General features: G+C 40.5%; 11 protein-coding genes. 8 read left to right on the forward strand and 3 right to left on the reverse strand.

Going from position 1 to position 12,257, the window contains the following annotated elements:
- Together tsaE and CDH51_RS15560 are read left to right on the forward strand one after the other, a co-directional pair.
- Positions 1-429 (forward strand): tRNA (adenosine(37)-N6)-threonylcarbamoyltransferase complex ATPase subunit type 1 TsaE, encoded by a 429-nt coding sequence (tsaE, locus tag CDH51_RS15555; protein WP_100629852.1) that lies wholly within the window; start codon positions 1-3, stop codon positions 427-429.
- Positions 422-1,633, forward strand: a complete 1,212-nt coding sequence (locus CDH51_RS15560; RefSeq protein ID WP_100629490.1) for an alanine dehydrogenase — start codon at positions 422-424, stop codon at positions 1,631-1,633. The genes tsaE and CDH51_RS15560 overlap by 8 nt, the downstream gene beginning before the upstream one ends.
- Here CDH51_RS15560 and CDH51_RS15565 read toward each other — a convergent pair whose 3' ends face one another.
- A complete protein-coding gene (locus CDH51_RS15565) occupies positions 1,634-2,110 on the reverse strand; it encodes a response regulator (protein WP_026944661.1) in 477 nt (158 codons plus the stop codon).
- A gap of 335 nt (positions 2,111-2,445) precedes the next feature.
- Between CDH51_RS15565 and CDH51_RS15570 the strand changes: the two genes are divergently transcribed.
- From CDH51_RS15570 to CDH51_RS15590, 5 genes are all read left to right on the forward strand, one after another.
- Positions 2,446-4,713, forward strand: a complete 2,268-nt coding sequence (locus CDH51_RS15570) for an Rv1355c family protein (RefSeq protein ID WP_100629491.1) — start codon at positions 2,446-2,448, stop codon at positions 4,711-4,713.
- Positions 4,714-4,718: 5 nt separating this feature from the next.
- Positions 4,719-5,405, forward strand: coding sequence for a hypothetical protein (locus CDH51_RS15575; RefSeq protein ID WP_100629492.1), 687 nt, complete (start codon positions 4,719-4,721; stop codon positions 5,403-5,405).
- Complete coding sequence (locus tag CDH51_RS15580; RefSeq protein ID WP_100629493.1) at positions 5,402-7,498, forward strand: sensor histidine kinase; 2,097 nt, start codon at positions 5,402-5,404, stop codon at positions 7,496-7,498. Before CDH51_RS15575 ends, CDH51_RS15580 begins: the two co-directional genes overlap by 4 nt.
- A complete protein-coding gene (locus CDH51_RS15585; protein ID WP_100629494.1) occupies positions 7,491-8,582 on the forward strand; it encodes a hybrid sensor histidine kinase/response regulator in 1,092 nt (363 codons plus the stop codon). The genes CDH51_RS15580 and CDH51_RS15585 overlap by 8 nt, the downstream gene beginning before the upstream one ends.
- Positions 8,583-8,653: 71 nt before the next feature.
- Positions 8,654-9,193 (forward strand): inorganic diphosphatase, encoded by a 540-nt coding sequence (locus CDH51_RS15590; protein WP_024283267.1) that lies wholly within the window; start codon positions 8,654-8,656, stop codon positions 9,191-9,193.
- A gap of 16 nt (positions 9,194-9,209) precedes the next feature.
- Here CDH51_RS15590 and CDH51_RS15595 read toward each other — a convergent pair whose 3' ends face one another.
- Entirely contained in the window at positions 9,210-9,668 is a 459-nt protein-coding gene (locus CDH51_RS15595) for a hypothetical protein (RefSeq protein WP_100629495.1), read from the reverse strand.
- The gene (locus tag CDH51_RS15600) at positions 9,665-10,261 is read right to left on the reverse strand and encodes an acyl carrier protein phosphodiesterase (protein ID WP_100629496.1); all 597 of its coding nucleotides are present in this window, start codon (positions 10,259-10,261) and stop codon (positions 9,665-9,667) included. Before CDH51_RS15600 ends, CDH51_RS15595 begins: the two co-directional genes overlap by 4 nt.
- A 63-nt stretch (positions 10,262-10,324) precedes the next feature.
- Between CDH51_RS15600 and CDH51_RS15605 the strand changes: the two genes are divergently transcribed.
- Entirely contained in the window at positions 10,325-12,253 is a 1,929-nt protein-coding gene (locus CDH51_RS15605) for an AAA domain-containing protein (protein WP_100629497.1), read from the forward strand.
- The last annotated feature ends 4 nt before the right edge of the window (positions 12,254-12,257 follow it).

Genomic DNA, 12,257 nt, shown 5'->3' on the forward strand with positions numbered 1-12,257 from the left:
TTGGACACAAAAATTTACGGAATAGACCAGCTTGATGACATCGCCTCTTGGGTGGTAGATAAGGCAGGAGAGGAACGAATTTGGGTATTCAAAGGTGAAATAGGGGCTGGAAAAACGACTCTTGTCAAGAGTATCGCTAAGCAGCTAAATGTCGTTGATCCGATAAGTAGTCCGACATTTGGTCTTGTCAATCATTATGCAAGAAATACTGGAGAGGAAATTTACCATTTTGACTTTTACCGAATAGAAGATCCCGATGAAGTCTTGGATATCGGAATAGAAGAGTATTTTTATAGTGGCAATATTTGCTGGATAGAATGGCCAGAAAAGATTGCTCCATACCTTCCAGATGAGTTTTTCTTAATAGAAATAGCTTATCTAGATACACAAACCCGAAAAATAACCCTAGAACATTTCCATAATGCCTAGCGAAATTAAAGAAATAGCAGCCGTGGGATTGATACCAAAAGAAGCCCCTTTAGCTGTGCAGAAAAGGAAAAACCCGATCACGATTGGCTTGCCAAAAGAAAGATCCTCCGAGGAAAGGAGAGTACTTTTGACCCCTGAGGCGGTAGGTCTTCTGAGTAATAATGGGCTTCAAGTCATTATTGAGACTGGTGCGGGGAAAGCTTCCAAATTCACAGATCAAGATTATTCTGATGCTGGTGCCAAAGTGGTTTATTCTTCCAAGGAGGCCTTAGAGGCTCAGTTGGTTTTGAAAGTTGATGCGCCGGATTTGGAGGAAATAGAGCAGATGAGTCTAGGGGCTTGCTTGATTTCAGCGTTGCAGATTTCCAGACAAAACAAAGAGTTCATCGAAGCATTAAATGCCAAGAAGATCACGGCGATTGCCTTTGAGTATCTGGAAGATAAGGTAGGAGGGATGCCAGTAGTCAGGGCTATGTCAGAAATAGCCGGAAGTACTGTAATGCTGATTGCAGCGGAATACCTTTCGAGTGTAAATGACGGTAAAGGGCTGATTCTCGGTGGTGTCACAGGAGTGCCGCCCACTCAAGTGGTGATTATCGGAGCGGGAACCGTGGCAGAATATGCGGCACGAACAGCCTTAGGACTAGGTGCAAATATCAAGGTTTTTGATAATCATATTTACAAGCTTCGACGCTTGAAGCAGCTTCTAGGCCAGCAGATTTACACCTCAACTATTGACAACTTGACACTTACTCAAGCACTTTCGGAAGCCGATGTAGTCATCGGTGCTCTAAGAGCTGAGAAAGGTAGAAATAAAATCGTGGTCAGTGAAGAAATGGTTGCGAATATGATGCATGGAAGCATTATCATCGATGTGGGGATTGACCAAGGTGGCTGCTTTGAAACTTCAAAGATGACTACGCATGAAGATCCTACTTATCAGATACATGATGTGACTCATTACTGTGTGCCAAATATTGCTTCAAGAGTTTCCCGAACAGCTTCTTATTCTTTATCGAATATTTTCACCCCAATTGTCTTACAAATGGCAGACTTAGGCGGGCCCGAAGAAATGATTTTTAATTATCGATGGTTTTTGAGAGGAGTGTATACCTATAGGGGTAGCCTGACCAATGCTTATTTAGCCAAAAGATTTGATCTCACTCATAAGGAATTACAGCTACTTTTAGCAGCGAGGTATTGATTAGCTAAGAAGATTTTGCCTTAAAAGGAACTCCAGTTGCTCATTTGCTTTTATCAGCGCCTGGGTCAATCGCTCGTTTTCTCTTCGAAGGGAAAAGACTTCGTAAGCATTTTTAATGACAGTTCTGAGGTAATCCTCTTCCCAAGGTTTAGTGAGGTAGTGGTAAACTTGACCTTTGTTGATAGCATCAATTACCGCCTGAATATCAGTGTATCCGGTTAAAAGAACTCTTATCGGGCTTGGATAATGAGGGATGATAGACTCCAGAAATTCAACTCCTGTTTCTTCAGGCATCCGTTGATCGGTAATAATAATTTCTATGTCTTCCTGTTCCAGGATTTTTCTTCCCTCTTCTCCAGAAATGGCAATAAAAATTTTATAATCCCTTCTAAATGTAGCTCGAAACGCCTGGAGGTTGTTTTCCTCATCGTCTACGTATAAAATCCGGATTTTTTCGTCTTTTTTGGTTTCTTCCATTTTACACCCGATTTGGGTCCAGATATTTGAAACCGAAATAATTGTTTTTTTCGATGAAAAACAAACAAAGTGATCTGGATTTTCTACTATTCCTGAATTTCTTCAATATGCCAGAATTCATTTTTCACCAAGGGTGTCAATAACCTGCAGAGAATGAGAATACTTAATTATATACATTTTTTGAAAAGCTAATATTCAAAATAAAAACAAAATGCGTTTTTATTAATTATAGTGACTAATTATATGATTCATAAAAAAATAATTTAAAAATACATTTGAGAATTAAAATCAAAAACTAACTTTACAAAGCACATCACCCTATTTGCGCCTATTTCATGCTATATTCACCCAAAATAGATCTGGAAGCACGGGCCTATCCTATCATCCTTGACCCAAGAATTTCTTCTCAAAAGGAAGAGTTTATAGGGTTATTGGATTCTCCTCATATTCAGGTAGTTGATCAAATTGAAAGTCAGGTCAAAGATTTGATAAAGGCGAATAGTCCAACACGCACCTTTACTGAAATCGAACTGGATGTCGAGGTTGAAAACTTTTTTAGAGATAGGATAAAGGATGATTTTGGTAACTGGGTTTACTATCCTTGGAAAAATACAATTGTCCACTTATTGGAAGAAGAGGATTTCATTAAGATCAGGACGGTTAGGAATAATTACAAAATCACTCCGGAAGAACAATCCGAACTTGGAACAAAGAAAATTGGAATTGTCGGGCTTTCAGTAGGGCAAAGTGTCGCAATTGCCATGGCTCTTGAGAGAAGTTGTGGAGAAATGCGTCTTGCAGATTTTGATACCCTGGAGCTTAGTAATCTCAATCGGATCAATGCTAGTTTGACTAGTTTGGGTCAGGAAAAAGTAGTGATCGCGGCTAGAGCGATATCTGAGATAGATCCTTACTTAAAGCTTACACTTTACAGGGATGGAATTACAGAAGAAAATGTTGAAGACTTTTTAGATTCAGATGGTGGACTCGACTTGCTCATTGACGAATGCGATAGCTTGGATGTGAAAGTTCTCCTCAGAGAGAAAGCTCGTGCAAAGAAAATTCCTGTTCTGATGGAAACTTCAGATAGAGGTATGCTAGACATTGAGCGTTTCGATTTGGAGCCTGATAGACCGATTTTCCATGGGATGATGGGGAATTTAGAAATGGGTTCTCTCAAGGGACTGAGTAATCAGCAAAAAGTAGGCATAGGATTGAAAATTACCGGGATTGAGACACTTTCTCCCCGGATGAAAGCATCTCTTTTGGAAGTAGGACAGACCATTTCCAGTTGGCCACAATTAGCTTCAGCAGTTTTCTTAGGTGGAGCTTCAGTTGCACATGTCGGTCGTAAACTTCTCCTCGAAGACGAAGTGAAATCGGGAAGATTCTATGTGGACTTGGATGAACTTGTCCAAATAGAAATGACTGAGGATGCTGCCCCATATCAATCAATACCTGTCAAAAACCGTGATTTCTTAGCCTCTTTACCCAATAATATCCTGCCTTCAGGGTACAAACCATCAGAGGAAGAGCTTCTTGAAATGCTCTCTTTTGCAAATTTGGCGCCTTCCGGAGGAAATATTCAACCCTGGGTTTGGGTGATGGATCAAAAAGGAGTTTTGCACCTTTTCCACGATAGAGAGCGAAGTCATTCACTTTTGGATTACAAGGGTACTGGCTCATTGATCGCTTTTGGTTCTGCTCTTGAAAATTTAAGGATTTACTGTGGAAAGCATGGTTTTGAGGTTGATATAATTGATCAGGTCCAAAGCTTTGAAGATGATCTGATAGCTAGTATCAGGTTTGTGAGTAAACAGAATCAAAGTATTGATATTCCTCACCTTGACTTGTATGAAGGGGTGAGAATTCGGTGTACAAATCGAAAAAACACTAAAAAGGAAAATCTGACTCCAGAACAAATTCAGATGGTTTTTGATCTGATACAATCAGAAGGTCTGAAGTTGGATTATCTGGAAGAGGAACAGGAACTAGAGAGGCTTTCAGAGATCTTGGGTGGAATGGATAGGATGAGGTTGTTTCATCAGCAGGGTTTGCAGGATTTCATCCACGAACTGAGGTGGAATGACAAAGAGGCAAAAGAGAGTAGTGACGGAATAGATATAGCCACTTTGGAACTTTCCGGTACAGAGAAAGCTGCAATGGGCTTGCTTCGGGATCCTCGCACAGTGAAGTTCTTCAGAAAGTTTTTGATGGGCTACGGCTTGACTAAAATCAGTCATTCGACCTTGATGGCAAGTTCTGCTATTTTCCTTTTGCAAAGCAAAAAATATACAGCCTCCTATGTTTTGGAAGCCGGTAGAATACTACAGCGAATTTGGGTAAAATCTAATATGATGGGGATGAGTTTTCAGCCTGTTACCGCTTCGCTTTTTATTTTTCATAGAGTGAATCGCGAGAAGGATCATGGCTTTACTGAGAAGGAAGAGCAAATCATCAAAAAACACCATGAAACTCTCAGAAAATTATTCCAGATAGAAAATGGAATGGAGGAAATTTTTATGTTTAGGCTAAATTTCGCAGGGGAACCAAGCATGCGTTCCTATCGCCGCGATGTAAGAGAGACCTTAATATTTGGCTGAGAAATATGTACCGATTAGTCGCCTTTAAGGCTGTAGATGATTTAAATAGGTGTGAAAAGTTTATCGAAGGCCATAGACAGGTATTAGAAAGTATAGGTGTCAAAAAGGTGACTTCAGCAAAAAATGATTGGGTGAATAACCCAGACGTTATAGTTGTAATTGTGGAAAATGAAGAAGATGGTCTTGTTTATGGAGGTGCGAGAATTCATAAAGCTAATTCCCAATTTCCATTACCTATGGTTGAAGCCATTGAAGACCTGGATAGTAGTATAAAAGATGTTATAAGCAAGGATTTAGACAGTGGAACGGGAGAAATATGTGGCCTTTGGAATTCAAGGGTCGTAACCGGATTGGGTATTGGTGCTATTTTTATGTCAAAAGCATGTCTTGCACTTACACCAAAGCTTGGTCTTACTTCACTGTATGCATTATTTGCCCCAACTACAGTAAAACTTGGTCTAGAGATGGGGTATGAAATTTTGACTGAGGTGGGAAACAATGGGACTTTTTACTATCCTAAACTAGATCTAATTGCAACTGCAATGAAACTTCATGATGCAGTAAATCTTCCTTTGACCTCTGAGGAACATAGAAATTCTATATTTCAAATAAGAGATAATAAGAGGCTTTTAATTGAGGAAAACTACAGAGGGAGAAACGTTAAACTTGAATATACTTCATATATAGAATGAAAAGACGGCTACTTTGGATTTTTCTAATAATTCCAATATTATTTTCTTGTGTTGTAGATAATAATAATGATATAAATTCTGTTAGTTGGATATATTCTGATGGGAGATATAATGACATAAAGGACGTTTTGGAACTTGATTCAAATGAGTTTACCAAGGAAGAGGATAATTACTTGTCGCTTGGCTATCTTGATGATCCGGTCTGGGTTAAGTTAGAGTTGAGAAATAAAGTTTTCGATCAAAAGTTCCTTTCTGTTCCAAATCCAATGCTCAATACAGTAGAGCTTTACGATGAAAATGGTGAATTTATAAATCAGGTTGGAAGATTAAACTTTTCGAATGACTCCTATACAACATTCTTTAATATAATAGATGTTTCTAATTTTGATTCAGATATTTTTTATCTAAAGATTTCAGGTTTTGGTAATATTAACGTGCCCATCGAGATTTTATCTGATAAGGATGAGTTTTTGACCATTGATGAGAGGAATTTATTTTTCGGTATTTATTTCGGAGTTGTTTTCGCAATGTTTTTTTATAACTTATTTCTATGGGTATCGACGAAGGATAACTTATATGGTTTATATATATCTTATATCTTTTTTGTAGGAATGACTCAGGGGATTTTAGGAGGGTACATTGACACATATTTGTGGCCTAATAGTGTTTTTATGAGGAATTACAGTTTTTATATTAGCACATCATTAGTGAATATTGTTGGAATTTATTATTCTTTGAAATTTTTAAAAATCAAAGAGTTTAATAAAAAAATATTTAATGTAGGGCGAATAGTAATTACTATTTACTTTTTCATTTTATTTTCCTTCCTATTCGACTTAGGTATTGGGCAATTAAAGTTCAGATTCCTTCAGGTTTTTCTCGGGATTGTGCCACTCTTCTTACTTGGTATCTCCTTCTATAGCCTTAAAAAAGGATATAGACCAGCTAAGTTTTTTCTTCTTTCTTGGTTCCTGCTGATATGCAGCATGGTTATATTTTTGTTAACAGATTTGAATATTTTACCTCATATTTTTGTAACAAACTATGTTTTTACAGTTGGTTCGACATTTGAGGCCATTTTACTCTCCTTCGCTCTTGCTGACAAAATCAACATCCTCAAGAAGGAGAAGGAAGAAGAGCAGGCTGAGCGACTGAAAGTATTGAAGCAAAATGAAGAACTGGTCCGAGAGCAAAATACCCTTTTGGAAGAAAAAGTACGGGTTCGTACAGATGAACTAGAGCAGGCTTTGAGAAACCTGCAGAGCACTCAAAGTCAATTGGTCAGTCAGGAGAAGATGGCCTCGCTAGGTCAGCTTACTGCAGGTATTGCCCATGAGATCAATAACCCAATCAATTTCGTGAGTTCTAACATCACACCTCTAAAACGTGATATCAATGATATTATGGAGGTGATTGATTTTTATCGAACAACAGGGCAATCGGAATTCGCTCCTGAATCTAAAAAGAAGGCTGCGGACCTGGAGGAGGAGCTTGAGCTTGATTATGTCCTTGAGGAAGTAGATCAATTGCTGAAAGGGATGGAAGAAGGGGCAAAACGTACGGTTGAAATAGTCAAAGGTCTTCGACTCTTTTCTCGTGTGGATGAGCAGGATGTCAAAAAAGTGGACCTTCACGATGGTATCAATAGTACCATCATCCTTCTAAATAGTTCTATTCCAGGCAAAATTCGCATCGTTCGGGATTTCGGAGAGCTCCCAATGGTCGAGTGCTTGGCAGGTAAGATTAATCAGGTATTTATGAACATTATCAATAATGCTGTTCATGCCTTGAGTGATCATATCGATACGATCAAAGATCCAAAAATAGAAATACGTACCCGTTCACTGGGAGACTCTGTGGTAGTGGAGATCGAAGACAACGGTCCGGGTATGCCTGAGCATGTGAAGGAACGTATTTTTGAACCTTTTTTTACAACCAAGTCAGTAGGGAGAGGTACAGGTTTGGGGCTTTCAATAGTTTATTCTATTATTGAGAACCATAAGGGCACGATGGAGGTAAATACCGAAGTCGGTCAGGGCACAACTTTTATCATTACGCTACCCACCTACCAAAGTAACAGCAAGAATGAATAGCAGTGATATTCGGGTACTTTATATTGACGATGAGGACAATAACCTCAAATCGTTCCGCGCTACCCTTCGAAAAGACTTTAAGATTTTTACAGCCATCGATGCCTTCGAAGGATTAAAGATCGTTCAGGAAGAAGAAATTCATGTTGTCATTGCTGACCAGCGGATGCCGGGAATGACAGGTACAGAATTTTTTGAGAAAATGATCGAAATCAATCCGGACCCTGTGCGGATTTTGCTGACAGGCTATTCAGATATTGCCTCCGTCATTGATGCGATCAATAAAGGTGAGGTCTATCGTTTCATAGACAAGCCTTGGAATATCGAGCAGATCAAAAACTCGATCAAAAACGCAGCGGACATCTTTTTCATGCGGAGAGAGTTGAAGGAAAAAAACATCAAACTGGAAAAACTGCATACAGAAATGAACCAGTTTGTCTATAGTCTTTCTCATGAGCTTAGAGGGCCTTTGATGAGTATTTCGGGCGTTTCTAAGCTTGCCAAAATGGAAATTCAAGATCCACATGTCTTAGAGTTTTTTGACATGATCGATACAGCCACGACTAAGTTGGATGACTTCATCTATAAGATGCTGGATTTTTATCGATCCACTAAAATCGATCATAAAATCACTCAGATTGACTTCAAAGAAGTGGTCAATCAGCAAATGGAAGCTTACAGAGCCAAGTTTGATCTTTCACATTTTCACGTGGAATTACAGGTCAACCAAGAGGAACCCTTTTTCTCAGACGATTCTAAAATCCGAGTAATTTTAAATAATCTCTTCTCCAATTCGGTTCAGTTTATGAAAAACGAGCATGGGGAAAAGCGAATCGCACTTACGATAGATGTTCGAGATGGTGAAGCTATCGTCATGCTCGAGGATAATGGTATCGGCATCGAAGACCGTCATCATCCGGAAGTATTTAATCTTTTTACCCGCGCAACGCAGCAAAATGTAGGTACTGGTTTAGGCCTGTACATGGTCAAAGAGGCAGTGGAGCAATTGGGCGGAAAGGTAGAGTTAGAATCTATTTTGAATGAGGGAACTACGGTCAGAGTGGTGCTCCCTTCTTTGAATTCGTAATTCTTGCTGGCCTTTTGGCCATGAAAGCCTATCTTTGTTGCGATAATTTTTTCCAACAAAAAACACATATTATGATTAATCCTTGGCATGATGTAAACATCGGTAAAGGCGCTCCCGAACAGGTAATGGGCGTAGTGGAAATCCCTAAAGGAAGTAAAGGGAAATACGAACTACACAAAAAGTCCGGAATGCTAATGCTCGATAGAGTTCTCTTTTCCGCTGTTCATTATCCGGCAAATTATGGATTTATTCCACAGACCTATTGTGAGGACCATGACCCCTTGGATATCCTGATTATTTCTCAGATTGATATTCCTTCGATGTGCTTGGTGGAGGCAAAAGTGATCGGAGTGATGCGAATGGTCGATGGAGGAGAAGCGGATGATAAAATCATCGCAGTAGCTGCGGGTGACCAATCTGTGAATTATATCAATGACATCGATGAGCTTCCTCCGCATTTGATGAAGGAGGTACACCGATTCTTCGAGGATTACAAAAAGCTTGAAAACAAGGAAGTGAAAGTGGAGGACTTCTTAGGAAAAGAAGATGCGATCCGAATTATCAATGAAAGTATTGAACTTTACGATAAGCATTTCCGAAATCAACGATAACCAAAGGCCTGAGCAATCAGGCTTTTTTGTTTTTAATCTCTTTTTTACCGGCTTTTTTACGAAGGTATTTGACCAGTTCACTGTAGGCTTCGTGCTCATGATTGGAGATACTGATGGATTGCTGATCTGAGAAAGCAACGGTCATTTGCCTGAATTCTTTTTTGTTCGCTACCACCACTTCTTCTTCCCAAACCAGGATATCGCCGATTGGATAAGCTTTCTGAAAGCCTCTAAGTGGTAGCTTCACGATGATTTGATCCCTGCCTGCGGTGATAAATCGAAAGCCTGCCATCATTTTCACCAAAAGCATCAGCAGGACCAACGTGATCAAAGACGCCGCGATCAGGTAAAACCAAAGCCCAAAGCTTCCTTTGTAGGCAAAATCCCGTAAAATGAAGATCAAGCCGGTCAGCAAGGCAACTACAATTAAGCTGAGTGAAAAATAAGTGGATATTTTTGGTTTGATGACGATCATGAGTGACTGGCTAGTTCGCTGAGTTTTTGTCTGGCAAAAGTCTCTAATTCTCTGAAAAAAGCGAAAAATATCACCTCAAATTCATCTTCAAATTCGATCAAAGCCAGATGTGCCTGCTCCATTTTGGAGTCAAATCGGGTGCGTTTGGCCATTCCGGTCAGTGAGCGCCGGATACCTTCCACTTCCCCATAGTGCAGGAGCCAATTGTCCTTTTTCATCCAATAATACATATTGGCAAAGCGCTCCGGAAAGATGTCCTCGTGACGATCGAGGGTATCGTAGGTTTTTTGGATAAAGTCTTCAACAGTTGAAGCTGAAAATTCTGACCAGTTTTTGATCAAAAAATAATCGAAGAATACGTCCGTAATCACCGTGGAATAGTGTCCAAATTTGGGTCGGAGATAAGATTGCCCTGCTTTGACCAAAGGGTGAGAATCGGTGAACAGGTCTATTTCGCGATGGAGAAATATGCCTCGCTTGATTTCCTCCTCGAAGTTTTCAATTTGCCTGCCTTTCACAAAGTCTGCGATAAAATTCCCAACAAGAATTTTTTCTTGATCAAAGGACAGAAAAGCATGTGCTAGAAAATTCATGAGGGATGTAAAAAAAGGAAACTCTATAGCTTTTGATTAGTTTCGTCCACAAAATACGGATTGATGGACAAAGTCACGGAGGAATTAAGAAAAGGTCTGAAACTTTTGAAGCAGGAATGGCAAGAAGATCTGGCTCAATACAAGAAAAAGTTTCTGAATACCTCCCTCGCGGATAAGAAAAAGGAAGGCATTACTTGGCATCCCATTCAGGTCAAGAAGGCTAAAATCGGAATGGGGGAGCGGCTTTTGGTGGAAATTGAAAGACTGGACTCCAATCAAAACTCTGCCTTTCAATCCGGAAAATCCGTTGCGTTTTTCTCCACTCATGAGGGATATGCCTCTTCAGAATATCGAATCAATGGCGTGATCAATCAGGTCAGAAAGGATAGCATGATTGTCACTCTTCAGGCGGATGAGTTGCCGGAATGGATGGACAGCAGTCGCCTGGGGGTGGATTTGCTCTTTGATGAGGCGAGCTATCGGGAAATGGAGTTTGCCTTGAAAAAAGTGATTTCTCCAGAAAATCAACGACTCAAAGAGCTAAGAGAAATTTTAATTGGAGATCGAGCTGCTGCCTTCAGCGATTTGTCAAGGAGGGCGTCCGAGCACTTGAATTTTTCCCAAAATCAAGCTTGTCAAAAAATAGCCCAAGCAAAAGATGTGGCCATCATCCATGGTCCTCCGGGAACGGGTAAAACCACTACATTAATTCGAGCCATCACTGAAGCCGCTGAAAAGGGGCTTTCTATCCTAGTCTGTGCCCCTAGTAATGCAGCTGTTGACCTTTTAGTCGAAAAGCTGACTGATTCCGGAATCCAAACTTTGCGATTGGGTCATCCTGCCCGAGTGGAGGAAAAGATTCTCAACCAAACACTGGATGCTAAAACGGCCAACCATGAAAGCTATCGTGATCTGAAAAAGCTTCGGAAGGAAATCGATCAGTACCTCAAGCTCGCCAAGCAATACAAACGAAACTTTGGACCGGAGGAACGCCGACAGCGGAAATTACTTTTTGATGAGGTGGGGCGAATCCGCGAAGCTGCCAGGCATCTGGAGGAGTATATTTCCTTCGATATTTTTCAAAGGACCCAAGTATTTGCCAGTACGCTCGTAGGGGCTTCATCTTATCACTTGAAAGGAATGAATTTCGATGTGGTATTTATCGATGAGGCCGCTCAAGGATTGGAAGCGGCTACTTGGATTCCGATTTTGAAAGCAAAAAAGGTCGTCTTCGCTGGAGATCATTTGCAACTCCCCCCCACGATAAAATCCTATGAAGCTGCCAAGGAAGGATTGGCCATTACACTCATGGAAAAGGTCATTCAACGGAAGTCACAAGTTGCCGAACTCCTGCAAGTGCAATACCGGATGAAAGCCGAAATCATGGGCTTTTCGAATGAGTACTTCTATCAGGGTAAATTACAGGCAGCTGAAAACACAGAGCAGCATTTCTTTGAAAATGAAGCAATCTTGGAATGGATTGATACGGCAGGTGCTGGCTATACCGATCGGCAAGAGGAGGAAAGTCTCAGTACATTCAATCCTGAGGAAGCCTTATTCGCCTGCAAGTATTTGAATGAATTGATCAAACGAATCGGAATTTCAACATTCAAGGAAAATGGCTGGACTATCGGTTTGATTGCGCCCTATTCAGCACAGGTCCGTTACTTACGTGCCTTGATTTTTGAGAGCTTTGATTTTCCAAACTTAAAAGCCTTTGCCGATTTGATTACCATTGATACCGTAGATGGATTTCAGGGGCAAGAGCGGGACTTGATGCTGATTTCCCTGACTCGATCCAATGAGCGTGGAGAGATCGGTTTTCTAGCCGATGAGCGCCGGATGAATGTGGCCCTGACCCGAGCCAAGCGTAAGTTGGTCCTGATCGGAGACAGCAGTACCTTGGCTAGCAACTCCTTCTTTGATTCTTTACTGGGTTATTTTGAGGAAAAAGGTGGCTATCGAAGTGTGTGGGAGTTTATGGAGGATTGAAAGA

The sequence above is a fragment of the Algoriphagus formosus genome, from assembly GCF_002807035.1.
GTDB lineage: Bacteria > Bacteroidota > Bacteroidia > Cytophagales > Cyclobacteriaceae > Algoriphagus > Algoriphagus formosus.